At 52.8% G+C, this 26,546-nt stretch carries 20 protein-coding genes; 9 read left to right on the top strand and 11 right to left on the bottom strand.

Features of this window, described 5'->3' with window-relative positions; all coding sequences use genetic code 11:
* Window positions 1-725: 725 nt before the first annotated feature.
* Complete coding sequence (locus NP596_RS05415; RefSeq protein ID WP_256614254.1) at window positions 726-1,871, bottom strand: alpha/beta hydrolase; 1,146 nt, start codon at window positions 1,869-1,871, stop codon at window positions 726-728.
* 139 nt (window positions 1,872-2,010) lie between these two features.
* On the opposite strand from NP596_RS05415, the gene NP596_RS05410 reads away from it, so the two are divergent.
* From NP596_RS05410 to NP596_RS05390, 5 genes are all read left to right on the top strand, one after another.
* On the top strand, window positions 2,011-3,180 hold the full coding sequence (locus NP596_RS05410; RefSeq protein WP_256614253.1) for an EAL domain-containing protein: 1,170 nt from the start codon (window positions 2,011-2,013) through the stop codon (window positions 3,178-3,180).
* Window positions 3,181-3,367: 187 nt separating this feature from the next.
* Window positions 3,368-4,033, top strand: coding sequence for a GTP-binding protein (locus tag NP596_RS05405; RefSeq protein WP_256614252.1), 666 nt, complete (start codon window positions 3,368-3,370; stop codon window positions 4,031-4,033).
* Complete coding sequence (locus NP596_RS05400; RefSeq protein ID WP_256614251.1) at window positions 4,033-5,265, top strand: sensor histidine kinase; 1,233 nt, start codon at window positions 4,033-4,035, stop codon at window positions 5,263-5,265. The genes NP596_RS05405 and NP596_RS05400 overlap by 1 nt, the downstream gene beginning before the upstream one ends.
* A gap of 3 nt (window positions 5,266-5,268) precedes the next feature.
* Window positions 5,269-7,494, top strand: a complete 2,226-nt coding sequence (locus NP596_RS05395; protein WP_256614250.1) for an ATPase, T2SS/T4P/T4SS family — start codon at window positions 5,269-5,271, stop codon at window positions 7,492-7,494.
* A 69-nt stretch (window positions 7,495-7,563) separates the two neighbouring features.
* Window positions 7,564-8,022: an EVE domain-containing protein gene (locus NP596_RS05390; protein WP_256614249.1), complete on the top strand. Its 459-nt coding sequence runs from the start codon at window positions 7,564-7,566 to the stop codon at window positions 8,020-8,022.
* Window positions 8,023-8,027: 5 nt separating this feature from the next.
* Here NP596_RS05390 and NP596_RS05385 read toward each other — a convergent pair whose 3' ends face one another.
* The 5 genes from NP596_RS05385 to ilvA all read right to left on the bottom strand — a co-directional run bounded on the left by NP596_RS05385 (window position 8,028) and on the right by ilvA (window position 18,759).
* The gene (locus NP596_RS05385) at window positions 8,028-11,390 is read right to left on the bottom strand and encodes an EAL domain-containing protein (protein WP_256614248.1); all 3,363 of its coding nucleotides are present in this window, start codon (window positions 11,388-11,390) and stop codon (window positions 8,028-8,030) included.
* 84 nt (window positions 11,391-11,474) lie between these two features.
* The gene (locus NP596_RS05380) at window positions 11,475-11,900 is read right to left on the bottom strand and encodes a response regulator (protein WP_256614247.1); all 426 of its coding nucleotides are present in this window, start codon (window positions 11,898-11,900) and stop codon (window positions 11,475-11,477) included.
* A gap of 64 nt (window positions 11,901-11,964) precedes the next feature.
* Entirely contained in the window at window positions 11,965-14,970 is a 3,006-nt protein-coding gene (locus NP596_RS05375; RefSeq protein WP_256614246.1) for a PAS domain S-box protein, read from the bottom strand.
* Window positions 14,967-16,658: a PAS domain S-box protein gene (locus tag NP596_RS05370; RefSeq protein WP_256614245.1), complete on the bottom strand. Its 1,692-nt coding sequence runs from the start codon at window positions 16,656-16,658 to the stop codon at window positions 14,967-14,969. Before NP596_RS05370 ends, NP596_RS05375 begins: the two co-directional genes overlap by 4 nt.
* A 577-nt stretch (window positions 16,659-17,235) precedes the next feature.
* Window positions 17,236-18,759: a threonine ammonia-lyase, biosynthetic gene (gene ilvA / locus NP596_RS05365; RefSeq protein WP_256614244.1), complete on the bottom strand. Its 1,524-nt coding sequence runs from the start codon at window positions 18,757-18,759 to the stop codon at window positions 17,236-17,238.
* A gap of 178 nt (window positions 18,760-18,937) precedes the next feature.
* Here ilvA and rpiA point away from each other — a divergent pair, with 178 nt between their 5' ends.
* Window positions 18,938-19,615 carry a ribose-5-phosphate isomerase RpiA gene (rpiA, locus tag NP596_RS05360; protein ID WP_256614243.1) on the top strand — a complete coding sequence of 226 codons (678 nt, stop codon included), beginning with the start codon at window positions 18,938-18,940 and terminating at the stop codon, window positions 19,613-19,615.
* 170 nt (window positions 19,616-19,785) lie between these two features.
* On the opposite strand, the gene NP596_RS05355 is transcribed toward rpiA, so the two are convergent.
* Window positions 19,786-20,079 (bottom strand): hypothetical protein, encoded by a 294-nt coding sequence (locus NP596_RS05355; protein ID WP_256614242.1) that lies wholly within the window; start codon window positions 20,077-20,079, stop codon window positions 19,786-19,788.
* A gap of 381 nt (window positions 20,080-20,460) precedes the next feature.
* On the opposite strand from NP596_RS05355, the gene NP596_RS05350 reads away from it, so the two are divergent.
* From NP596_RS05350 to NP596_RS05340, 3 genes are all read left to right on the top strand, one after another.
* A complete protein-coding gene (locus NP596_RS05350) occupies window positions 20,461-20,895 on the top strand; it encodes a retroviral-like aspartic protease family protein (RefSeq protein WP_256614241.1) in 435 nt (144 codons plus the stop codon).
* A gap of 236 nt (window positions 20,896-21,131) precedes the next feature.
* A complete protein-coding gene (locus NP596_RS05345; RefSeq protein WP_256614240.1) occupies window positions 21,132-21,686 on the top strand; it encodes a cyclin-dependent kinase inhibitor 3 family protein in 555 nt (184 codons plus the stop codon).
* Between the two features lie 14 nt (window positions 21,687-21,700).
* Window positions 21,701-22,405, top strand: coding sequence for a hypothetical protein (locus NP596_RS05340; protein WP_256614239.1), 705 nt, complete (start codon window positions 21,701-21,703; stop codon window positions 22,403-22,405).
* A gap of 253 nt (window positions 22,406-22,658) precedes the next feature.
* On the opposite strand, the gene NP596_RS05335 is transcribed toward NP596_RS05340, so the two are convergent.
* The 4 genes from NP596_RS05335 to NP596_RS05325 all read right to left on the bottom strand — a co-directional run bounded on the left by NP596_RS05335 (window position 22,659) and on the right by NP596_RS05325 (window position 26,446).
* Complete coding sequence (locus NP596_RS05335) at window positions 22,659-23,771, bottom strand: PIN domain-containing protein (protein ID WP_256614238.1); 1,113 nt, start codon at window positions 23,769-23,771, stop codon at window positions 22,659-22,661.
* A 75-nt stretch (window positions 23,772-23,846) separates the two neighbouring features.
* A complete protein-coding gene (locus NP596_RS05330) occupies window positions 23,847-25,466 on the bottom strand; it encodes a DUF2326 domain-containing protein (protein WP_256614237.1) in 1,620 nt (539 codons plus the stop codon).
* A complete protein-coding gene (locus NP596_RS21980) occupies window positions 25,459-25,629 on the bottom strand; it encodes an ABC-three component system middle component 7 (RefSeq protein ID WP_371927908.1) in 171 nt (56 codons plus the stop codon). The genes NP596_RS05330 and NP596_RS21980 overlap by 8 nt, the downstream gene beginning before the upstream one ends.
* Before the next feature lie 34 nt (window positions 25,630-25,663).
* Window positions 25,664-26,446: an ABC-three component system protein gene (locus NP596_RS05325; protein WP_256614236.1), complete on the bottom strand. Its 783-nt coding sequence runs from the start codon at window positions 26,444-26,446 to the stop codon at window positions 25,664-25,666.
* Window positions 26,447-26,546: the final 100 nt, after the last annotated feature.

Genomic DNA, 26,546 nt, shown 5'->3' with positions numbered 1-26,546 from the left:
TCGAATGCATATAGAATGGAAAAACTATTTGCGATAAACCCCAAAGAAACAACCCGACAACCACTAAAAAACGCACCTAATTTCTTTCCGAATGAAGAACCGGAACCGATGGAAAATGTTCCGATTATTCACTAATTCAGCGCTTGAGGATGCGATAGTTCCTAATGCCACAAATGAAGCCGAACCGCCCTAGACCACGCAGGGGCAGTCAATAAGCGAAGTTACAAAGGCAGATGAAAATCACGCTGGTATACGTAGATATTGAGGCCTGCTTCAGCGAAGAATAATAGCCGCAGCTAACCGGCATACTATTAAGCATGCGGCATTAGCGAAAACCCTCATCATGAAGAAAATAGGAAGCAGCAAGCATTGATACAACCTTGTTGTCATCCATGCAAAGCTCCGCATATCGTTAAAACATCCAAGAAGCAAGACAATCCGCCGGACTGCGCATCACCATAACCCGTGAGGATACAAAACTGCATAAACTAGCCGCAACCTTAATCTTGGCATTATACCCAAAAGCACAAAGGATTTAAACGATGGTTTCGCATTGTTTGCAGCAGTTGTAATCAGACCTGACCGTGATTAATGTTTAAAAAATATTGATCGGGCCTGATTAAAGTTATTTAGCACATACAGGAAAAACTAATAAACGCCCAACGGTCGAATCACGGGGATTTAAATATTTTTCCAACTCAATCGGCGCCTCCCTCCCCAACACACTATTTTTTCAACACCCAAACATTCTCCAAAGTGGCGCTACGCTGCCTCTCCCGGCGGCCGTCGCCCTGCTCCCGGCCATCGATACTGGCCCTGATGTCGGCAGCCACTTTTCCGGCCAGATAGTAACTATGCTCGACGATGCCGTGCACTACCTGCGTGCAATCGATTTGATGCACTTTGTTGTGCAGCAAAGCGGGATGCGCGGCTCCGGCACCTCCCAAGCACTCCGGATTACCCTTGCTATAGTCGGAGATCACCATCGCGGTATCCTGCCGGTTATGGTAAAGCGATACGTTACGGGCGATCTGGTCGATTTTTTCCAGCGGCTGGCCGGGTTCCAAGGCGTTGTCGTCCACATCGGGCGCGCATAAAAAGACGTGTTCGAAAATACGCGGCAAACTGTTGCCCGGGGTAAAGTCGGCGATTCTGGCCAGGGCGCTTTGCAACAGAAAATTCCCCATGGAATGGCACAACAGATGAATATCCTGCCCGCACAGCTGTGTACCGCCCTTTTTGGCCTTGTCGCGTAAATCGGCCAAAAAATCGCGTAACTTCAAAAATCCGCGCCCAACCGCCGCGCCGGAACCCGCGGCCTCGGAGCGATCCGATTTATAAGACACCCACGGCAACGCCAAGCCATCGGAAGGCCAGCTGAACAGCACCACTTGCAGTTTTTGCGAATCGTCCCGGGTTGGAGCATTCTGCAGCATCAATTGCAAAGCCAGGGCCGAGCCCACCGCATCGTTCCAAGTCACATTAAAGCCATGGATATAAATCAGTACATCGCTGCTGTTTTGCATGTCCTGCATCAAGTCGGCAAACATGGCTTTGGAACCCAACTTGGTATTGGCCTGGGCTTGTTCGGCGATGTCCGCTTTGATGGACTCTTCATAGGCGACGATTTTGGCTTTCTCCGCGCATCCCGCCAAGTAAGCGGCCAACTTTTCGCCATCGCCCGCGCCGCAATCCTTCAGCGGAGCATCCAGATATTTTTGCACCGTCTTGTCGTCCGCATTGACCGTTAATACGCCAAAGCGCAGGTTCTCCATGCCGTCGTCGCTAAACTTCTTCCCGTAACCTTCCGGCTGCCAACGCGAACCCTTATGTTTACGGTTTGTCGCATAATAGAGCTTATATTCGGACATAAAGCCTCCTTTTAGTTAATAATGAACCATACTTACGCACATGCGAAAAACGGATCGTTAAAGCGTAGACCGGAAATACGCGTTTCACCCAATTCCAGCGCAATAACCCACATGACAGTAGAGGCCAGTTAAATCTCATATGGAATCCACAATCAACCTATTCCCGCATTTTCAACCCATCGTCAGCGTGGCCAACGGCAAAATCATCGGCTACGAAGCCCTCGCCAGACAACTGGACGCCAACAACAAAATCGTCTCCGCGGGGTCGCTGTTTTCCTCGCCGAACCTGGACGAAAAACAACGCACCGAGCTGGACCGGCAAGTACGCTGGCAGGCCCTGCAAAAATTCGCCGAGCTGGACAGCAACACCTATTTGGCGATCAATATTTCCGCCGCCTGGATCAACAATCTCCGCCATCTGAATGCGCTGCCCACCTTAAAAATGCTGGAAGAACTCAATATCGACCGGCAGCGGATTATTATCGAAATCACCGAAGACCATGCCGACCTGAATAAATTGAAGGAAATCGTCAAACGTTACCGCAAGCAAGGCCTGCGGGTAGCGCTGGACGATTTCGGCGCCGGTTCGTCGCAATTACAACGGGTCATGGCGATACACCCGGACATCATCAAAATCGACATGCGTTTATTCAAACAAGCCACCAAGGGCGGTATCGCCAGCGAAGTGGTACATCTGATGACCCGCCTGGGCAAGCGCACCGGCTGCCAAATCATTTGCGAAGGCGTGGAAACCGACGAGGAGTTTTTGTTCGGGCTCAGCTGCGGCGCGCAGTTTATGCAGGGTTATCTGTTTTCGCCCGCCCAAGCCGAATTCAAACCACCGCAGCTTTACGAACAGCACATTATTTCGCTGCGTAACAAATTCCTGAAAAACACCGTGGCGAAATTACAAGTTAAAGTCGCCGCCATCAACACCACCAAGGATTTGATTTACCGCTTATCGCAGGTGTTACAGGGCGACTTTAACCTGAACGAACTGACCAGCTGGAATTTCGCCCAAAGCAATGTGATTCGTTTTTATCTGTGCGACAACCAAGGCAACCAGCTATCGCCGGATTTCAGTTTTTTGGAAAACCGATGGTTTACCGACCCGCGCAAGATAGGCTTCAATTGGTCCTGGAGGCCTTACTTTTTTCAATTGCTGGCCCTGGAAGCCGCCGGAGACAGCCACCGCATCGTCACCTCGGAGCGCTACCGCGACTTCGGCAGCGACTTTTTATGTAAAACCCTGTCCCTGCGTCTGGATCCGGATCGCATTTTGCTGGTCGACATCGTTGCCAACGAATAGCATGCCAAGCTATTCTAGGCGCGAATGCGCAATGACGCGCCGACCGAATTGCAATACACTGGCGGCCAAGCGCAAGTTCGGCCGCGAACGGCATTAAACCGCAAGCCGTGTTATAGCCAAACAAGCGGACTACTCATGAACGGTATATTATCTTCCCACCCATTCCGGCACGGGCCAATGAAATGTCATGGCGATTTTCGATGAAGAGAATAACCGGTTAAGCATCAAACTGGTGTACTACGGTCCCGCGCAGAGCGGCAAAACCACCAACCTGATGCGTTTGCACGATATTTTGCGCCCCGATCTGAAGGGCGACATCATGCTGATGGAAACCGCCAACGATCGCACCCTGTTCTTCGACTTACTGCCGCTGGGTTTTAAAGCCCCTTCCGGCCTGCTGATCAAGTTCAAGCTATACACGGTACCCGGCCAAGTGGTGCATGACAGCACCCGCAAAGCCGTGCTGTCGCGGGCCGACGGCGTGGTGTTCGTCGCCGACTCGCAGCGCACCCAAAGCACCAATAACGGCGAAGCCTTTGCCAATCTGGAAGACAATGCCGCCCGGGTCGGCATCGATTTCGACCGGCTGCCGTTAGTCGTGCAATTCAATAAGCGCGACTTGAGCGACATTCTGACCGAAGCGGAAGTGCTGCAACGCTGGCAAGCGGCACCCTGGCCGGTGCTGTTCAGCTCGGCCTTGACTGGCGAGGGCGTGGTGGAAACATTCCACGCCTTGTTAAACCGGGTTTACGACGGCCTGGACCGGGAGTTTGAATTTCAAAACCGACACCTCTTATCCCGCGAGGCCTTTGCCGCCCAGGCCAGCGGACAAATTGACCGGCAGGCATACTGATGGATACAGACACCGGCCACGATTTCGAGCGCGACCTGAACCTACAGGACTTGTTGCTAGGCATCGACAAACAACGCTTGGCGACCGCGTTACAAGCGTTGCTCGGCGCGCCGATCGCTATTTTCGACCCGCGCGGCGCATGCCTGCTGGGCGCATCCGAGCCAACGAACGACATACCCGGCCTCCCCCTATACGGCGAATTGGAGCCCATCGGCACCATTGCCGCCGCCGTCCCGCAAGATCGGTTAAAGGCCGCCGCCGACCTGCTCAAGCTATTGCTGCACACCAATGCCCGCTATCTAATGGCTTCGGATTTGCATCTGCAAACCCAACAGGACGATTTCGACGAATTGCAGCGCCGGCATAACGCCCTAGAACAATCCGAACAGCGCTATAAAGCGCTGGCGGAAAACCTGGAGCTGCGCGTCAAGCAACAAGTCCAAACCATCGAACAGACCCAACTCAAACTCTACGAAGCCGAAAAACTTGCATCCGTCGGCCGCCTGGCGGCCGGCATAGCGCACGAAATCAACAACCCCATCGGCTTTATCCGCAGCAATTTAACGACGGCCACATCTTATTTGGCGTCGCTGGACAAAATCGGCGCGCTGTTGCCGACCTGCCAGGACATAGCAGCCTTAAAAACCGCCTGGCAACGGGAAGACATGGATTTTATCCGGCAGGACATGCGGGACATCCTGGCCGAAAGCATCAGCGGCACCGAGCGGATCGCGGCCATCGTCAAAGACCTTAAAGGCTTTTCCCGCGTCGACGAAACCGAATGGGAAGAAGCCGACCTTAATGTGCTGATCCGGCAAGTCTGCAATGTGGCCGCCGCCGAATTGCGCGGCAAGGCCGAATTGCAGTTGGATTTGGGCGCATTGCCGCTGCTGCACTGCCATCCCGGCGAACTGGGACAGGTATTTTTAAGCATTTTGCTGAATGCGGCGGACGCCATGGGCGCTCAGGGCAGCATTCGATGGCGCACCGCCTTTCAAGACAATCGAATCGTTATCGAGGTGCGGGATACCGGCCGCGGCATTGCGGAGGCCGACATGCCGCATATTTTCGACCCGTTTTTTACCACCAAGGAAGTGGGCAAAGGCATGGGGCTGGGGTTGAGCGTGTCGCGCAATATCGTCCAGGCCCATGGCGGCGAACTGACCATCGCAAGCCGGCCCAATACCGGCACGCGAGTAACGATCAGCCTGCCTGTCAAACCCGGCTCATAAATCATGTCGAAATATAGCTCACTGTTTACCGGCGGAAATGCGGATAGCGAAGCAACGGGCAAGCACAATTACCGCCTGCTGTTCGTCGACGACGAACCCAATGTGCTGAGTTCCTTACGGCGGATTTTCCGGCGCGAGAACTACCACATCGACACCGCCATGTCGGGCCAGGAGGCCTTGCAACTGCTCAAGGACAACGACTACCAGCTGATCATCACCGACCACAAAATGCCGCACATGAACGGCGCGGAATTATTAAAGCGCATCAAAGCGCTGCATCCGGACACCATTCGCATCATGCTGACCGGCCACGCCGACACCGGCGCGGTATTGGGCGCCATCAACGAAGGCGCGGTGTATAAATTTATTTTAAAACCCTGGAACGACGACGATTTGCGCATCACGGTCGGTCTGGCGCTGGAACAATACGACCTGATCGCCAAAAACAAAAAACTCAAGATCGAAAACCAGGAAAAAACCAAGGAGATCGGCAAACTTAGAAAGGCGGTCGGCTCCGACGGCGGCCAAATCGCCATTCTACTGAACAAGAAAAACCTGTTGAGCAACGCCCAACTGCAGGAATTATTCAAGCTCAAGCAAAATGCCAACGATTCGGTGCTGAAATTGATTCTGCATCGGCAATGGGTAGACGAGGCCGTGATCCGCGACATCCTGCGCAAGGATTTACTGGTGGAAGAAATTGCCTTAGCCGAATTTCAAGTCGAGCCGGAAGTGCATAATCTGATCCCGCATTCGATTTGCCGGCAACACGCGGTCTTGCCGTTAAAAATCGAAAACGGCCAATTGCTGATTGCGGTGGCCGACCCGGTCAATCTGGATTTACAGGCGGAGCTGAGCTTCATGAGCGGCCTGCCGTTGAAAGTCGTGATGGCCAATGTCGCCGAGATTGAACGCAAAATGGAGGACATTTACGGCGGCACGCAATCGTTTAACGACTTTAATGCCATTATGGCCACCGAAGACCCCTTCGAAAGCATACAAGTCGTCATCGAGGAAGAAGACAGCCAACTATCGCTGGGGCAACTGTTAAAGCAAACCGAAGAGCCGCCGGCCATCCGTTTGGTCAACGCCGTTATCCTGGAAGCCATTCGCCTGGGCGCCAGCGATATACACATTCAACCCCGCGCCAAAAGCATTGCCGTACGCTACCGGATAGACGGCATCCTGGAAGATAAAATCTATATCCCGCATCATTTCCACGGCCCCTTGGTATCGCGCATCAAAGTCATGGCCGAAATGGACATCGCCGAACGCCGGCGCCCGCAAGACGGCCGGGTGACCGTTAAAACCCCCAACCGTATCATAGACCTGCGTATCTCGACGCTGCCGGTGTTAAACGGCGAAAAGGTGGTGATGCGGATTTTGGATCAAAACGCCTCCATCCATCCCATCGACCAATTGGGTTTTTCGAGCGGCGATTTAGTTAAACTGGAGCGCCTGATCGCTAAGCCCCAAGGCATCATTTTGGCCACCGGCCCCACCGGCAGCGGCAAAACCTCGACTCTGTATTCCCTGTTGCAGCACTCCGCCACCCCCACCAAAAATTTCGTCACCCTGGAAGAGCCGGTCGAATACTACCTGGACAGCGCCGGCCAGGTAAACATCAAAGGCAAAATCGACTTGACCTTCCCGGTAGTATTGCGCGCCATTCTCAGGCAAGATCCCGACGTGATTTTATTGGGGGAAATACGCGACCTGGAGACCGCAGAAGTGGCTTTTCAGGCAGCCTTGACCGGGCATATGGTGTTCTCCACCCTGCATACCAACTCGGCCATCGCCACCATCGCCCGCTTGTTCGATCTGGGCCTGAAACCCTACATCCTGGCCAGCAGCCTGGAAGGCATTATCTCCCAAAGGCTGGTACGAAAAATTTGTCCGCATTGCCGCGCACCGGATCAGGTCGATCCCACCTTGCTGGAACAATTGGGGCCGCTATTCCGCAACCTCGACCGGCCGCTCTTCAAGGGCCAAGGCTGCGACCACTGCGCCTCCAGCGGTTATCGCGGCCGGATTTGCCTGATCGAGCTGTTAATTCCCAACGAAGAACTGCGCGACATGATCGCCAGACAGGCCGGCCATCTGGAATTTAAAAACGCCGCCATTAAAAACGGCTATAAAACCATCGTCCAGGACGCGCTCGGCAAGGTGCTGGAAGGCCTGACCACCTGCGAGGAAGTGCTGCGCGTGCTGGGCCCGCAAGAAGTATAGCCCGTCGTGTCGCGCATTTTTGGCCATGCTATGCTATCCGCCCGACACAACCCTGATCTTGGAGCTTTTATGCAGTACTGGCTGATGAAATCCGAACCCGAGGCCTTCGGCATCGACGACCTGGCCGGGCGCCCCGAACAAACCGAACCCTGGGACGGCGTGCGTAATTACCAAGCCCGCAACATGATGCGCGACGAGATGAAAGTCGGCGACCCGGTGTTCTTTTACCATTCCAATTGCGACCTGCCGGGCATCGTCGGCATCGCCGAAGTCGCCCGGGCAAGCTATCCGGACTTCACCGCCTTCGATCCGGACGACAAACACTTCGATCCGAAAAGCAACCCGGACAAACCCACCTGGTTTATGGTCGACGTCAAATTCGTCCGCAAGCTGCAACGCACCATCGGCCTGCAAGAGCTGAAACAACAGCCGGAGCTGGCCGATCTGGCCTTGGTAAGGCGCGGCAACCGCTTGTCCATCATGCCGGTCAGCCGGCAACAGTGGGATTTTATCCTGGGGCTGGAATAAGCCGATTAGCGCGAAAATTTTTCGGCGAGGCGCTGTTCCACGCCTGCAGCGGACTCCGGCCTATGAAACCAATAACCCTGGTAATAATCGCAGCCGTTTTCCCGCAAAAAGGTCAATTGCTGCTCGGTCTCCACGCCCTCCGCCAAGACGTCCAGCTTTAAAATGCGCGACATGGCGATAATGGTAGCGGTAATTTCCCGGTCATTCAGGTCATCGTACAGGCCGCGCACAAAGCTTTGATCGATTTTCAGCTTATCGATCGGAAAACGCTTCAAATAAGCCAACGAGGAATAGCCGGTGCCGAAATCGTCTATCGAAAGCCTGACGCCGAGTTGTTTCAAAGCATTGAGCGTGACAATGGTTTGATTGGCGTCGTCCATCAACATACCTTCGGTCAGCTCCAACTCCAGACGCTCGGCCGGGAAACCGCTGTCCGCCAATGCCCGCCGCACCAATTCCACCACATCGACCGACTGAAACTGCCGCACCGACAAATTCACCGCCATTATCATGAGCGGCAAACCGGCATCGATCCAGGCCTTTCCCTGTTGACAGGCACTGCGCAGCACCCATTCGCCCAGCGGCACGATAAGACCGGTTTCCTCGGCAATGGGGATGAATTTCCCGGGCGCCACCATGGCTTCACCCGGCGGCTGCCAGCGCACCAGCGCTTCGACGCCAATCGCCGCCTCGTTCCGGGCATCGATCAACATTTGATAATGCAGCACAAACTCATTCTCCGCCAGCGCCCGCCGCAAACGGGTTTCCAGATCGAGCCGTTCGCTAGCGGCGCTACTCAGCGCCTGAGTATGAAAGCGATAGGTATTACGCCCCTCCTGTTTGGCCAGATACATGGCCATGTCGGCATGCTGAATCAATTCGGTGACATCGCCGGCATCGTCCGGATACAGGCTGATACCGATGCTGACGCCGAGATAAATCTCTTGTCCGCCGTACAAATGAAACGGCGGCAGCAACAAGTCGATCATGGATTGCGCCACCGTGGCGGCCGCTTCGGGCGTTTCGATGTGCTCCAGCACCAGCAAAAATTCATCGCCGCCCAGGCGGGCCAAGGTGTCCTCGTCGCGCAAGCGCTTGCTCAACCGCCCGGCCAACAACCCTAATAACTCATCCCCGCTCGGATGCCCCAAACTATCGTTGACCGTCTTGAACCTATCCAAGTCCAGATATAGCACCCCTACCCTATGCCCATGCCGTTCGGCATGCTCAAGCGCATGCCGCAGACGCGATTGCACCAGCAGGCGATTGGGCAAATCGGTCAACGGATCGAAATGCGCCAACCGCTCCAGCCGGGCCTCGGACTCCTTGATTTGCGAGATGTCGCTAAACACGCCGACATATTGCCGTGGCGCCCCCTGTTCGTCATAGACGGTATTGATCGTCAACCACTGCGGATAAAACTCGCCGTTTTTACGCCGGTTCCAGATTTCGCCCTGCCAATGTCCCGTGGCGGACAGTCTGTCCCATAACGCCCGGTAAAACGCCTTATCATGGCGGCCCGAGCCGATGAACTTGGGATTTTTACCTAACGACTCGGCTTCGCCATAGCCGGTAATGTCCGTATAGGCCCGGTTGATGGCGACGATGCGCGGTTTCAGATCGGTAATCAAAATACCTTCCCGGGTCGCGTCGAACACCGCCGCCGCCTGGCGTAATGTATCGGCGGCGCGTACCTTTTGCACCGCCAACGCCGTAATCCGGGTAAATTCGTCTATCAGTTCCATCTGGCCGGGGGAAGGCTCGCGTTTGCTATCGTGGTAAATCCCGAACGTGCCCAAGACCCGCCCCGCCTCGTCCTTGAAAGGCACCGACCAACAGGCGCCAAACCCCGCCCGCCGCGCCAACTCCAGGTAGTCTGCCCAATAAGGGTGCTGCTCGATATCGGTAACGATAACCGGTTCGCCCAGTTTGGCGGCCGTTCCGCAAGAACCGCGGCCTATTTCGGGCTCCAACTGTTCCACGGCCCGGTTGTAGAAGTCCGGCAGACTCGGCGCGGCACCCTGGGTCAGCCGGCCGGTGAACGCGTCGATCAGCAAAATAGAAACCCGCATGTCCGGGTAAATGGCCTCGACGCGGCGGGCGATGTCGTCCAAAATCACCGGCAAAGCCTGATTGGCGACAATTCTGTCCAGTGCCGATTGGCGGGCGAACCGAAGGGCCTCCGTGCGCTTTTGCTCGCTGATATCCAGCCAGGCGCCGACAATTTCAAACGGCCGGCCGCCGCTGTCGCGGATCAGCCTCAGTTCGTCTCTAACCCATACCCAATGGCCATCCGCATGGCTAAACCGGTATTCGTGCAGCAAATGATCGTCCGCCATCAGCATGGGTTGGGCGTCCATCACCCGCTGTCTATCCTCGGGATGCACATGCGCCTGCCACCAACCCGGCCGCATGGCTTCTTCAGTGGTATAGCCCAGCTGGCGCAGGATATTGTCGCTGACCCAGGTCGTCAGCCAGTTTTGCTTGGAAAAGCGCAGATTATATAGAATGCTCGGACTGGCCGCTAAAACCCGCGACAAGCGTTTGGCGGTCTGCTTCAGCACCACCCTCTCGCGGTTCAACTCGACTTGATGCGCCACTTTTTCCAGCGTCGCCGGCAATTCGTAAAGATAGCCCTCGTGTTTGGCCAGATAATCGTCCACGCCCAAATGCAAGGCGCGCGCGGCCACATCTTCGCTACCTTGCCCGGACACCAGCACGATGGCCACATCCAAACCGCGCTCCTCGCGCAGGATTTTAGTCAACTCCAGGCCGTCCATGCCCGGCAGGCGGTAATCGGCCAAGATGACGTCGAAATTAAGCCCTGCATCGCCGGTGTCGCCGATCAGTTGCAGCGCCTCCGGGGCAGTCGCCGCCCTAGTCAGGCGAATGTGCGGGGCGTGATGCGACAAATGCCGGCGGGTCAAGTCGGCATCGAAAGCATTATGCTCGACTTGCAAGACCCTGAGTATGCGGAGGTTACGGTCGGCATGCTGCCGAAAACGCGTTTCGGCCAAAGCCAGCGCGGCGGGCAAATTATTTAGATAGCCGTCCCGCTTGACCAGATAGTCGTCGGCGCCGGCCTTAAGGGCCGCAATGGCCGCGTCCTGGTCTCCGGAACCGGTCAGGATGACGACAGCCACGGGCAATTGCCGTTCGCGCACGCACGTCAATGCGTCCAGCCCGCTACCGTCCGGGAGCGTCAAATCGGACAACAGCAAATCGTAATGTTTAGGCCCGGCCAGCTTGCTCAAACCTTCCGCCAAGCTGGCGGCAATGTCCAACTCTATTTCGGGGGCCGTTTTAGCGAGTGTCCGCCGGGTGAGGTCCGCATCAGCGGCGGAATCTTCGATATACAATACTTTCATTCCGGACAATTTCAGATCCTATCGATGCGCGGGTACCGGCGGCGGTTGCGGAGGCATGACATATCATGGAAGCTACCGATACGGTTACAGGCGAGGTTTTTCATTTAACACACACCAATACAGTTCGATCTGTTGGGCGACATCCATGAATTTATCGAACTCTACCGGCTTGACGATGTAGGAATTGGCCCCTAACTCGTACGCTGTTGTAACATCCTTGTCTTCCTTGGAAGTGGTCAATATCACCACAGGGATGCAGCGCAGCAGCGGATGGGCTTTTAATGCGCGCAAAACGCTCAGCCCGTCCACGCGCGGCATTTTCAAATCCAGCAGGATAACGGCCGGCCTCTCCTCGCCGGCTTCCCAGCGCGGCACCCAGGCCAACGCTTCCTCGCCGTCGCGCGCCACCAATACTTCATTGGCCAGTTTACGGCGCTTGAATGCCCTTAAGGTTAAATCGACATCGACGGGGTTATCTTCGACCAGCAGAATAGGCGGATAGGCAGTCATATTGCGGGACCTTGTTAAAAAATGGGATATTTATCGCTTACTGTATCTAACCGAAGTTACGAAATCATTTATCCGGCTTGGCTACCGGCAATTGCACATAAAAGCGGGCTCCCTGCCCCGGCGCGCTTTCCGCCCAGACATCGCCTCCCATCCGTTGCACGGCTTTTTTGACCAAGGCCAGCCCGATACCGGTACCGGGATAATCCTCCAGCCGATGCAGCCTTTGAAAAATCTCGAATATCCGCTCATGGTACAGCATATCGAACCCTATGCCATTGTCGGCAATTCGCACCACCACGCGTTCCTCCTCCAGCCGGAAACCGATGTCAATCCGCGGCCGCTCGGCCTTGGCGCTGAACTTAAGCGCGTTTTCCAGCAAATTGCGCATCACCAGGCTCAAACCGTTGGCATCCGCCCGCACTCGGACGGACGGCAAATCGGTGACGATTTCCGCGCCGCTAGCGGCGATGGCATCGGCTTTTTCCTTTATGGCTTGATCGACCAAAACGGCCAAATCCAGCGTCAGGCTATCCAACTTACGCCGCTCCATCCTGGAATAGGCCAATAGGTCGTCGATCAGCTCGCCCATCCGTTCCACGCCGGTGCGGATATTGGCAATGAAAAAACGGCCGTCGTCGTCCAAGGCTTGACCGTAATCTTCCCTGAGCAACTGGCTGTAACCTTCTATGCCCCGCAACGGCGCTTTCAAATCGTGTGAAACGGAATAGACGAAACTTTCCAGCGACTGGTTGAGCGCTTCAAGCTCGGCGGTCCGCTCGGCCACCCGGACTTCCAAATTCGCATTGATGGCGCGCAAATTCTCTTCCGCTTGGCGCAATAATGTGATGTCACGAGCGATGGCAAGTATACCAATAACCTGCCCATCCGCATCGGAAACCGGCGTTTTCACGGTTTGGAATAAGCCGCGATAACCGTCCCCGGCGAACGTCAGCCATTCCTCATTGATAACCGGCGCGGCGGCTTCGAGCGCGAGACGGTCGTTGCCGCGGAAAAAATCGGCCTGTTCGGTATCGAAAAGATCGTAATCAGTATGGCCGATAATATCGGCCTCTTTCATGCCGACCAACCGTTCCAAGACCGGATTGCATAATAAATAAACGCCGCTCAAATCCTTAAGGCAAATCAAATCCGGAATCGTGCCGATCAAGGCGCGCATGCGGGCTTCGCTGTTGCGCAACGCCTGTTTGGCCGCAAGCCGCGCGGTAATGTCCTCGGAGAATATGACGATACCGCCAACTTCGCCCCCGTCCAGATACCAAGGCCGTACTTCCCAGCGCAGCCATTGCTCCCGGCCGTCTTCCCGGACGAAGCGGTCTTCGTCGGCGCGGACGATTTCGCCCGCCATGCCGCGCCGGTGGATGGCTTTCCAGCTTTCGCCGATGTCGGGGAATACATCGTAATGGCACAGTCCGAATAGTTCGCGGTCGCCCAACCGGTAGTCGTCCAGCCAGCGGCGGCTAAAGGCCAAATACCGCATGCCGCGGTCGAACATCGCCAACGAAGCCGGGGCATAATCGATAAACAGCTTGATCCGCGACTCGCTCTCCTTCAGCGCGGCCAAGGCGGCTTCGGCGCGCAAGCGCGCGGCGTTGGCATCCTGCATCTGGTTAAGAATAGCCAGCCTGGCCCTGGCTTGCTGAAGGTTGGAATGAGCCTGCACCGCCGCCAAAGCCTGTTCCGCCCGTTTGCGTTCGGTCAAATCGATTACAAAGGCAACCCGGTTGAGCGGGCTCTGTTGCGGGTCTCGAAGCACCGAAACATCGATTAACACCGGGAAACGACTGCCGTCCTTGCGGACATGTTCGGTTTCGAATACCACATGCGGTTTTTCGGTTAAGGTTTGCAGCAGGTGCCGAATATCGTCCTGGCGCTCCGGGGGGAAAAGCCGGGCGACAGGCAGGCCTGTCATTTCAGCGCAGCCGTATCCCCGCTGTTGGGCAAAGGCGGGATTGACCGCACTGACGGTATTGTTCCGCGCATCGGAAATGACCAGCCCCACTTGCGCCCGTTCGAACGATTCCGTCCATAATCTAAGCCGCTGTTCGGCCCTGTGGGACTCGGTGATATCCAAAAAGGTAAACAACACGCCGTCGAGCAAGGAAATGCTATAAATCCGCACCAGCCTTTCGGAACCGTCCTTACAGGTAACACGGTACTCTCTACCCTGCGCGTTAACCGCGTTATTGGCCGGCCTTCTCAGCGCGACGCCCCAGTCCGCTTTCACTTGTTCGCGATACGCGGGATCCGGATAAGCCCGAGGCCACCAGTCCGCCAAACTGTTCAGTTCGGCGCGGGAATAACCGAATAAGGATTCGAAACGGGCGTTTTGGGCCGGAATCCCCCCCGCTCTGTCCACTAAAGCCATGGCGACCGGCGCTTCCTGAAATAAACGCCGGAATTGCGCTTCGCTGGCGCCCAGTTCCAGCGAGGTTTCTTCCAGCTGCCGCCTGCGCCCGACCTCCTGCAGACGGGCCAAGTGCATGGCTTCGCCGATTAAACTGACCGTGAGGCCGTTAACGATCAGCAGACACCAATGAAAAACGTTGAACACGCTTCCGATCGCAAAGTAACCCGCCGGCTGCATGTTGTAAGCAGTGACCCCGGCGGCCGCGAAAGTGGCCGTCAAGCCGGGACCCAACCCGCCCAGCAGCGCGGACAGAATCACCGGTAACATAAACAGAACCAGCAGGGGGGCATGGTCGAAGACATCCATGATCCGGACATAGATTATCTGCACCGTGACGATTAATACCAGTGCCAGCGCATACGCCAGCCAACCCGGCAAACGCTGGCCGGCCAGAATATGGGATAAGGAAAAATAGCCGGTTTTTTCCCCGCTAGCGGCAGGCACCCCCTGCAAGACAAAGTAAAACCCTAAACCGCTCACCAGCACAAAAAATACCCCCTTGGCGGAGGACAACCAAACCACGTCGGTCAAATCCATGATGGCGGCCAGCCATTGATCGGAAAGGAATATCCAGGCCAGCGCCAGACAGACATAGGCCAGACAGGCCAGTACGATATAACGCTGACGGCTGTCGAAGCTCACGCGCTTTTCCCGCTCGCGGGCGGCATGGGCGCATCGCCGGCAAAGCTCAGGTCGTAAGGCGGCGGTTGCCCCAATTGAGCGGATAAGGCGTTGATTTGCCGTTTTAAATCGATCATCGCCAACTCCCGCTCGGTGGAGGCTACATTAAAGCACTCCAGCTCCTCGTTGCGTTGCTGCAAAATCAATTCCCCCCGTTTTCGTTCGGTAATATCGACGATCACCATGACCCTGCAGGCTTGATCGGCGTAAATCAAACCGTGGGAATGGGCCACGACATCCATGAATTCTCCATTCCGTTTCCGGTGGTGCCATTCTCCGGCAAGAGCATGATCGTGCCACTCTTCCGCCAAACCCATGATGGCCGCTTTTTCGGATTCCGGGTATAAATCGGGCAGTTCCAGAGACAGCGCTTGCTCCCGGCTATAACCGTAGTGTTCCTGAAAAGCTTGGTTAACCGACAGCAGCCGCAAGCCTGCCCGCGCAAAAATCAACATCGGCGCCGGGTTATGTTCGAATAAATGGCGGTAATAGGCCTCGCTGGCGGCGAGCCGCTCGTTCAGCTGCTTTTGCTCGGTAATATCCAGGCAGGAACCGATATAGCCCAGAAAGTACCCATCGGCATCGTAACGCGGCATGCCGTGATTGAGCAGCCAACGGTATTGGCCGTCCCGGCGGCGCAAGCGCCATTGGACGGCAAACGGCTGGCGCCGGTCGAACGCACCGGCATACGCCGCCCAAAAGCGTTCGACATCGTCGGGGTGGATATTCTCCAACCAGCCGATGCCCCGTTCTTGTTCCATGCCGCGCCCGGTAAAATCCAGCCAGCGCTGATTGAACCATTTGCATTCCTTATCCGGCCGGGATGACCAAAACAACACCGGCGAAGCATTGGCGATGGTCTCCAATTTACGCAGGAGCTGGCGCAATTCCGCCTGATACCGTTGTTGATTGACGGCCAGATTATCCAACGCCGCGCCTATGGCCGCCAACTCGTCGCCGCCCTCCATTTGGGTGCGCAACTCGAAATCGCCCTTGCCCATGGCAATGGCGGTAGCGGTAAGATGCGCCGCGCGGCGAAACCATAAAAAATGCAATAAACCGCCCAGCAGTATCGTCAACACAACAATCACACCGGCTTGGCGAATTAAATACCGGCCTCCCAACACCGACTGCTCGGCCAGGGCGGGCCGCAAATCCAGCCGCGCCAACAACAGCAAATTCGGCCGAACGCCAACCGCGCCCAGCAAGGCTTGTTCGCCTTGGATGGAATAAATGCGTATCTCCGGATGCCACGCCGTTTTTTCAACCTGAAGGGTATTGCGCAAGCCTTCGGATTGTTTAGCCAAGACCGTTGCCATCGATTGCCCAAGCTCGGCCTCCGATAAGGCGGCCACAACGCGCCCGGCTTCGTCGATCAACCAGGCATGCGCGATCCCGCTCAGTAACGGCAAACCCGCCACCAGCCGGCGCACCTGCGCTACATTATTCAGCTCCCATTCCCGCTCCAGCCGGGTCCGTTCGATACCTAAATGCTCCCGCAGGCGTTTTTGCTCGCTAAACCGAATCGCTTCCGCGTATTGTTTGACCTGTAACCGATAGTTGACGCCGATCGCCAGCAACGCCGCGGCGGCAAACAGCATGGGCACTAAAAACCTTGCCGATACTGCAAACAATGCTTTCCAGCTCATGGCTGCTCCAATAGCGGCCGGGCGGCCCGGTTACCCCAAAACGCACACCCAAACGAGGTATCGGCGCCGACGCGCAAGGGCGGCTGGGACCCACTACATCCCGTCGTCAGTACACACCGCAAAATAGGCCGATACCGAACTGCCATACGCAATAGACCGCCATTACTTTAAGTAAAGAGACGCACGCACCGCTAAAACGCGATATGAATAATCCTCGTTAAAATTTTCCGGCCTCCCGTTCGAACAGCCGGTGGAAAAATTTTAAACGGCAGGCCCCATTAAGGAGGCTCCGATTAAGTCCTTCGACAGGCTCGGGACTAACGGCAAGTTGTTGATTCCGTTCGCGCTCGACTGCAAGAATGCTAAGTTAGAGCAACGCAGGCGCGGTTACCGAGAGATTGTCGAACCATGAGCGGAATCGGCTTATTCGGAGCTTGCAAACGTCATCCCCAGCTACGTTCGCAGTTTATCCAGCCGGAACCGGAAAGGCACGTAGAATTTCATTACGTTTATTGGGTTTGCTACCTTCATCGCAAACGCATTGGCGGACGCTTTGCAAAAACGCCCGCCAGCCCATTTATTCGGCGCTACCGCCGGCAAACAAACGATAGGCGGGATTGCCGGTTTCCTGCTGAAACGCCAAGCCCAAGCCATGTAGACATTGTTCGAAAGCCGCGCATTCCGCGGCAGCCATTTGCAAGCCGATCAACACCTTACCGAACGCGGCGCCGTGGTTGCGGTAATGAAACAAACTGATATTCCATTGGCTGCCCAGCGACAGCAAAAATTTCAGCAATGCGCCGGGCCGTTCCGGAAACTCCACGCTATAGACGCTTTCGTTCAACTCGCTGGGGCCATGCCCCCCCACCATATGGCGGATATGGTCCTTGGCCAGTTCGTTGACGGTCATATCCGTTACCAAAAAGCCATCTTCCTCCAGATGCGCGATCAATTGCTCGCGGTCGCCTTCCAGACCGCTACTGCTGATGCCGACAAACACCTGCGCCAGCCGCCGGTCGAAATAACGGTAATTGAATTCGGTAATGCTGCGTTTGCCGATTTTTTTGCAGAATTTCAAAAAACTGCCGGGCTGCTCCGGTATCGCCACCGCCAGCAATATTTCCCGATGTTCGCCCACCAAGGTACGCTCCGCCACATAACGTAAGCGGTCGAAATTGATATTGGCGCCGCTGTCTATCGCTACCAAGGTTTGTTGACGCAAACCGGATTGTTCGACATATTTTTTCAAGCCGGCCACCGCCAGCGCGCCGGCCGGTTCCGCCACCGAGCGAGTATCGTCGAAAATGTCCTTGATGGCGGCGCAAATCTCGTCGGTGCTGACGGTAATCACTGCATCCACATGTTGCCGGGCGATGCGGAAGGGCTCGGCGCCGATTTGTTTTACCGCCACGCCGTCGGCAAACAAGCCGACTTGCGGTAGCACCACCCGCCGGCCGGCTTTCAAGGCTTGATTCAAACAATCGGCATCGTCGGGTTCCACGGCAATAATCTTGATCTCCGGCCGCACGAATTTCACATAGGCGGCAATCCCGGCCACCAGCCCGCCGCCGCCCACCGGCACGAAAATGGCGTGAATATCGCCGTTGTGCTGGCGCAGGATTTCCATCCCCACCGTGCCCTGGCCGGCAATCACCTCCGGGTCGTCGTAAGGGTGAATAAACACCAGCCCCTTCTCGCCAGCCAACTCCTGGGCGTGACTGTAAGCATCGTCGTAAGAATCGCCGTGCAGGACGATTTTGGCGCCGCGGGCCTTGACGGATTTTACTTTGATTTCCGGAGTGGTTTTCGGCATTACGATCAAGGCCTTGATGCCGAGTTTTTTCGCCGCCAATGCCACGCCCTGGGCATGGTTGCCGGCCGATGCGGCGATCACGCCCCGCTCGGCCTGCTCCGGAGTCAGCGCGGCCATTTTGTTATAGGCCCCGCGCAATTTGAAGGAAAATACCGGCTGTAAATCCTCCCGCTTCAAATAAACCCGGTTTTCCAGCCGGTCGGACAAGCCGGAGGCAAAATCCAGCGGCGTTTCCTCCGCCACGTCGTACACCTTGGCGCGTAATATTTTTTCGATATATTGATGCATTCTGATCCTCGGTACCGGCTGCAGCCATTGCCCCGTGTAGCCTGAACGGTATAGCCCCCACATCCCCGCCGGCGTAAAAACTGCTGAGAGATTGGCGTTAATCGGTTATTATCCCACACCCACGCGGCAACATCGCCGCGGCCGATTTTCACACCACCTCTCATCAGGAATAACAACAATGACCCAAGATGAATTAAAAAAACAAGTAGCGGCGGCGGCTCTGCAATACCTGAAAAACGTACCTGTGATCGGCATGGGTACCGGCTCCACCGTCACCCATTTGATCAACCAACTGGCCGACTGCGATTTTAAACACGACATCGAAGCGGCGGTTTCCAGCTCCATCAAAACCACCGAGCATCTGCAATCCATCGGCATCAAGGTTTTGGAATTAAACCAAAGCGGCGATCTGGAAGTGTACGTGGACGGCGCGGACGAAGTCACTCCACACCGAAAAATGCTGAAAGGCGGCGGCGGCGCCTTGACCCGCGAGAAAATCATCGCCGGCGCCAGCAAAAAATTCGTCTGTATCGTCGACGAAAGCAAATGCGTGGACGTAATGGGCAAATTTCCGTTGCCTGTCGAAGTGCTGCCCTTGTCGCGCAGCTTCGTGGCCAGACAATTGGCCAAACTGGGCGGTACCCCCGAATTGCGCATGAATAAGGACACCGGCCAACCGTACATCACCGATAACGGCTGCGAAATTCTGGATGTTTACAATCTGAGCATTGTCGACCCGGTCGGTATGGAACAAGCCATCAATAATATCCCCGGCGTCATCACCAACGGCCTGTTTGCAATGCGCGACGCCGATGTCGTATTGGTGGGCAAAGGTTCGGAAGTGATTACTTACTGATCGGCCACGCGGCCGAACAAAAAACCGCCCAGCTGGGCGGTTTTTTTTGCGTACTGCCTATCGGTGTAGGGCTAATTCAAGCTGACGGTTCGTTTGCCGCCGTATGATTTTACGCAACATCCGGCAAGAGCTGAAAGCCGAATTGTAACGTCCAAAGCGACTACACAATATCAATTCGCGATTTCTGTTGAATGGGATCGTAATTTTCTTGCAGTATCGCGTGACACGGAGCGGAGGGGATGCTGTACATGACCAGCCGAAGCTTTAGCCACACTCGCACCCGTTTCAAAAGCAGAAAAATCCGCACGTTCCAAGGGAAGACTCTTGATTCTTACTAATTCGCAATTGTAAGGAACCTTTGGATAGAAGGCATTGCAGTTGCTGGCGTCCGCAAAAATGCTTGTTGAGAATAAAGCCGTTATCAAAGCAACTAACAAACTTGCAATTTGAGTAGGTTTTTTCATTTTAGTAGTCCCACTATTGATTTAGTTATAAGAAGGTAACCCCACGTACCATTCCCTGTGTCGTATAGGATGATTGATTATATCGATTCGAAATTATGCGAGCAACATTATTTTACTGAATTCTATCGGATCGAAAGTGATCGTGCGCTATTTTGGTGCGCATCAAAACCCATTATGCTCCGATTTGGTGCCAACAAGTCCGGATTAGTTTAGTCTTATGCTATTAACTATCTGTAAATAAAGGAAATCTACTTATGGCATACGATATGCGCTGTAAACAATAAGTGCGAGGTAATTAAATTTCCGAGGTCATTTATGTTTATGCATGCCGTAGCGCTACTATTCGTTAGTTTGTGCTTTTTGGTTCCACCCGCTCAAGCTGTGCAAGTCGTTCAATTCGGTACCACGGTTCCCATGAGCAAGAAAGGGACGGCGACATATTATGTTCCCGTTGAATTTGACGGGGTAGCAAAGAACGAGCTTATGGTTGATACGGGTTCTGACTATGTCACTATCAACGAAGCTACTCTCGAATTGTTGAAGGAGCGCGGAAAGCTTGACTACGTCAAGCAAGTTGGAGGCATGATGGCTGACGGTACGGATGTCATTGTGCCGATTTATCGCATCGCGAACCTAAACATCGGCTGCTGCTGCATCATTCATGACGTGGAAGCCGCCGTATTTAAGGGAACCGAACGCCAGATACTCGGGTTAAGCGCTTTGAAGAAAGTGGCCCCGTTCGCTCTCTCGGTGGATCCAGCTCACTTGATTCTCAGTGATTGTAAAGCGCGTTCGCTAGATCTGGCCAAAAATTAGCCCGCCGGGTTGATCGGTAGCAATAGCCGGAATTAACTCTTTCCTACTTGGTTCATTGCCGCGATTACGCTTCGCTAATCGCGGCTACGCGGGCTTACTGATTGACCGAGCGCCCTAACCCAAAACCGCCCATACGGCGGTTTTTTTGCGCGCTGCTTGCCGCTTGAGCAGATTAGCAGTCGATTGTTCGTGCTAAACTCCCGCGCCGATATTCGGTCTTTGGTAAGGTTGGCAATATGGCAGGGGCGCGGACAAGCCACACACACCCTCTTCAGATCGCGGAAGTACGCGCGAGCCCGTCGCATGGACGGATCGGGATCACTTTCTGCCCCGGCAAACATGATCATTTTGCGCACACGGGCGCCTGGGAGCGCGACCTCGGCATCGATTTGGACGCCATCGCGGCGTGGGGGGCAAAGCGGGTGCTGACTTTGGTCGAACCCGCGGAGCTCAACGCTCTCAAAGTGCCGCAACTTGGGCATGAAATTCGCCGACGCGGCATCGAATGGCATCATCTACCCATTGCCGACTTTTCCGTTCCTACTCAGGCTTTCGAACAGCAGTGGGTCACGCAAGGCCGCGAAATTCGCGAGATGTTGCGCAATGGGGATGATGTGCTGGTGCATTGCAAGGGCGGCCTGGGCCGGGCGGGCATGATCGCGGCGCGGCTATTGGCGGAATTGGGTATGAACCCCGACGAAGCGATCCATGCCGTTCGCCGCGCGCGCAAGGGCGCCATCGAAACGCCCGGGCAACTGGCGCTGGTGCGCCGAACCAAGCCCATTCCCTGAGCCAGCGTACAGCGATGAACGCAAACAGACTTCCGATCGATACCGCCACCATGCGGCGGGTTGGCGAGCAATTGGGCAGCAACCCCGCGGGTATTTTTCAGGACGATGACGGACGGCGCTACTACGTGAAGACGCTGGAATCTCCGGCCCACGCCCGCAATGAGACGATTGCGGCCAAGCTCTACCAACTGGCCGGCGCGCCGACGTTGAGCTATGTAAACACAAAATCGCCCGACCAAATCGCGACCGAATGGGTCTCACTCGACAAGAAGTGTGTTGCCCATCTCAGCGATAGCGAACGCAAACAGGCCCAACGCTGGTTCGGCGTGCATGCCTGGACGGCGAACTGGGACGCCGCCGGCTTCAATGGCGACAACCAGGGCGTCGTCAACGGTAAAGTGCTGACGCTCGATGTGGGCGGAGCGCTGGCATTTCGAGCGCAAGGGGATCCCAAAGGCCGGGCATTCGGCGCCCGCGTGGACGAACTCGATGTACTGCGAACCGACGCGGACAACCCGCACGCAATCAAGCTGTTCGCCGACATGACTGCCGACGACATCCAGCAGGCCATTAGCGTGGTAGTGCGGATTCCCGACGAACGGATTCGCGAAGCCGTTATTGACAACGGCGGCAGCCGGACATTAGCCGAGAAGATGATTGCGCGCAAAGCCGATATGGCTAGACGCTTACTTGTTTATTTTCAAATCGAAATGAATTGACAGTATTAACGCTTGTCAACGAACAAGCGATTTAACTTCTAACAGGCCTAAGGGTCGGTTTCGTCGTTTCACTACTGATAGGGTAGGTTCGGCCACAAGCGGACTGCGGCGCATCTGCTTTAGTGACCGCGTTGGAATGGATAGCTGCCTGATAGCGTTTATGATTGCATGACTAGGGCAGGCCTTTCATAGCCTTGATGCAGCGTTGGCGAAATCGAGGGTATTTGCCTTCGAATTTTCGATTCCATTGAGGCTATTTACTTAGGTCAATGCTCTGAACTTCATCAATAGCGATTGATTCTTGATCAATGCATTCAGAAAATTCATCCATATTTATTTTGTCCCGATCAATAGTGATTGATACCGTTCCGGTTACCATAACTTCAAACTCATCCTCCGCTTCAAAGTAGTGATCATTATGATCCGTTACCGAAGGCCCATCATCCATACAATAGTAATCAGCCTTAAATATGTAATAAGTAGCACTGACCATTATTTTCAAACTAAATGGAAATCCAAACTGACCATTTCCATAATATGCCAGATCAGTAAAGTCAAGCTCTATTTCATCTGCACTATAGTACCCATCAATGGTTGCTTCATTATTATCATCTGGTATAGAAGCATCACTAATCGTCTTGCCTACTATTACTTCGCCCACATCACTGGATATTCTAGTGGAAATCTCACTGTATTCATCTTCATAGGCTTGGAGAGCGAGTTTAATTGTTTCTATATTATCAAGTAAATCAATGTCTTTAAGTTCATTTTGAATTATTTCTGATTCAATGAAATCCGATAAATCTTTATATACGGTAACAGATTTTCTTTCAGAAAAGGCATCTCTTACTTTCTTGTCACCAGCAACTAAATGTATGTCACCATTTTCAAGACATAATTTGTTAATGGCTTGTACGACAAAGCTGTCTGGTATGTCGTCACGAATTTTGGGTGCCTTGAATGGCGGGAAACCATGAAAATATGCTTCAAGAGCAGTATGCGCCTGATATAAGCATAAAGGATACCGGTTTGCATCTATACTTTCAGCCCAGTCCGTAAGCTGTTTCTCGGCGTCTAATAGAATATTTTCCGATTCAGCTTCAAGTTGAGCTTTTAATAAATTTACTATCTCTAGCACTTCTGGCGACAACTGTTTTCTTGATAGACCAGATAGACCGGATTGCGCTTTTTCTAAGTCTTTTGAGTAGATTTCGCGTTGTTGAGTTTGGAACTCGCGCTCAACCACATATGGTATATGCAGTTTTAGCCACCCAGCGTTTGCTAATTTTTCAATAGCCTGGAAATTTAGATTATTCCTGCTCGGATTACTTCTATATATATTGGTATCCAATACTACATGAATCAAAACAATATCTCCAAAGAGCTTAACCTTACCCTTGGCTGGGCCTCATTTGTAAACACCGGCTAAACAGCACGCGCGCTAATTCTTATCACGCCAGTCTTTATTGTAAAGAAGATCGTTGTGACTCAGCTTCAAGACCGTAAATTTCTTGATTAACCCTTCTGTTTGAAGGCCAAATTTCTTTGCCTCATCAAAAGATAAGAAAATTTGCTTTGACTTTGTGGAGGCCATAATTCTGAGTATTTTTTGTATAGCGGCTATTTCAATGTTCTTGTAGACTACCGAGTCATGAATAACGAAAGGTAAGCGGGTTAAAGAGAGCATAGCCCTATCAAAGCCAATCAATCCAGCATAGGACTTTCCTGTTCCTGTATCACCTGGGGAAGTGAAGCTATAAGAACTAGAACTTTTAATCCTTAACTCTGAGCTGTTTCTAGTCGGGCCGTAAACAACCTTGTTAAATCCCTTTAGCTTCAAATTAAGTCTCCCTTCAATATCAAGAAATATTTGAGAAAAAATATCATCCAGTCGACTACCTGAAATTTTTATAGCTTCCTCAATCTGTGCCTTTTTCTCAAAAAATTTATTTTCTTCACTTGCCTTATCGGTGATCTCCTTCAATTCAAATACTCGCTTAAACAAGTCATCGGGCATTCCTTTTGATTTTAATGCTGTTTGGATTTGTTGCTCCAAGGACATAATCTCGTTCGTAAGAATAGATTCTTTCAATTGAGCTGTTGCAAGTTCGTCCCTGAGTTCCTTCTTAACGATACGCCCAATATTCTGATGAAAAGCCTCTACTTGCTCTAGTCTATCTACGTTTACGGAGGGAAAAAACTCAGTTACAAGTTTAATATTTTCTGCAACTCGTGGCGTTATACCGGAAATTTCCCTTTGCAATCTTTTTACTTTGCTCTGAAGCTCGCTTTTAAACTTTGTAAGCTCGTTCTTTTGCTGATTCAAACTTTGTAAGTTTTTATCAAACAGAGCCTCATAAGCATTAAGTGTCCCACTAAAACCCTGTTTGAGTTGCTCAATTTGTACAGCGTTTTCTGCAATAATATTTTTGTTGGCTTTGTACTTGGTTTTGTTTATATTTGGGATAATATTCTCAGTCATTGAGCCAGATATTAACTTCTTACGCTCTCTATATTTATCAATTACCTTCTTCTCAGCTGCAATTTCCCCTCTACGCTCAAAGAGATCAATCAATCGGCTAATTGCAGTTCCAGATGGCTCTTTAAGGGCGGATATGAATGGTTGGTCAGGTTCCAAACATCCTTTCTTCCATATTCGAGCGAAAGGGCTAACAATAGAGCGAAAAGAACTTTCAATTTTTGCTAATCCATAAAGTTCTTTAAGTGTTCTGCAATAATCTTCAACAGATACTTCATCATGCCTAACATAGCTTTCGTCACAGACGTAAACCAAATCTGAGGGATCGGTAGAGCGCGAGAAGTAATACGATTTTCCTGAAAACTCGAAGGAAAAATTATAGTGGTGATGACCAAGTGCATTAATAGCTCCAGCTTCATCTTTAAGGAAGCTACTTCCTCCGTATATGAAGTCTATAACCATCAAAGCCGTAGACTTTCCAATTGAATTCTTTGCATCATCATCACCTAATATTATGTTGAATCCTTGGTGAAAAGTAATGCTGGAATGATTAAAAAAAGGGCAGTGAATCTCTTTAAGCATACTCAACTAAGCCAGTCATATTATTTATATTCAGCAAACCCAGGACATACAAAACATCAAGAGCATGAATAAATTCGGAAACATCGTAAAATGAATCCTTAGTTCTAATATATACATCAAGAACTGTTTCGACTTCATTTTTATCTGCCAGAATGCACTTCATCTTGAAAATAGTAGATTCTTCAAGTCTTGTAAATTTACTCGGTACCAGCATCAAAAACCTCACAATTCTGGACAAAAAAAGAAGTTAATACCTTTGCGGCCAAAATGGGTTTATTGGATTTTGAGCTGATCCATTGAGCAACATAATTGAATACAAAATCTTTGTTTTCTGGGTTTTGCTTATTCATAGCAAGATAGTATGAGTTGATTTGATTCTGAAGAATTCTTACTGATGCTTGGTCTTGCTGTTCTAGTGTACGGATATGATCCCGTATTCGCACATAGAAACTAATTGCATACATCTTGATTTCACTTTTTTGCAGTGGGCTCATACCCGTCCTTAGTTTTTTGTCGACTGTTGAAACATCGAAATTAGTAGAGCTAAGTGACGTTTCATCAAAATCAAACGAGGCAATTGCATCTAATATTTCGTAGACTTCCTCTTGAATTGTATGCTGCGATGCCGTTTGCTTTGCCTTCGCTTCACTCAAATATCCATCCTTAATTTTCCTGAGTTTTATAAGCTCATCAAGCTTGAAATCTTTGTCATATTTGGTATGGCATGTTGGACATAATGCAATAACGTTCTCAAGAGCATTTATATCAATAGGAGTAGGATACCCGATAAGAGCAGTAGCTTGAGACGGCGTAGGATTCAATGGATAGATGTGGGCAACTTCATAGCCCTTATTTGGTTTTGTTGAACCCTGCTTTTTAAAAAGAATTGGCAGCGTGCAGAGAGGACAGCATCCGCCAGTTTCCGCATAAAGCATACTATGCTCGTTGTCACTGTAGCTATCTCTCTTTTTTGCTGCCATATTAAAGATCTTTGACTTTATTTAAATTCACTGCTGCCAAATTTTAGGGTTGTAGGCTGGGTGGAGTGGCAGCGATACCCCGCTTTAATGATTTTTAGCT

Origin of the sequence: Methylomonas rivi (genome assembly GCF_024505165.1) — a bacterium.
Classification (GTDB): domain Bacteria; phylum Pseudomonadota; class Gammaproteobacteria; order Methylococcales; family Methylomonadaceae; genus Methylomonas; species Methylomonas rivi.
The sequence above is the reverse complement of the archived record's forward strand: the minus strand, read 5'-3'. Positions and strand labels throughout refer to the sequence as shown.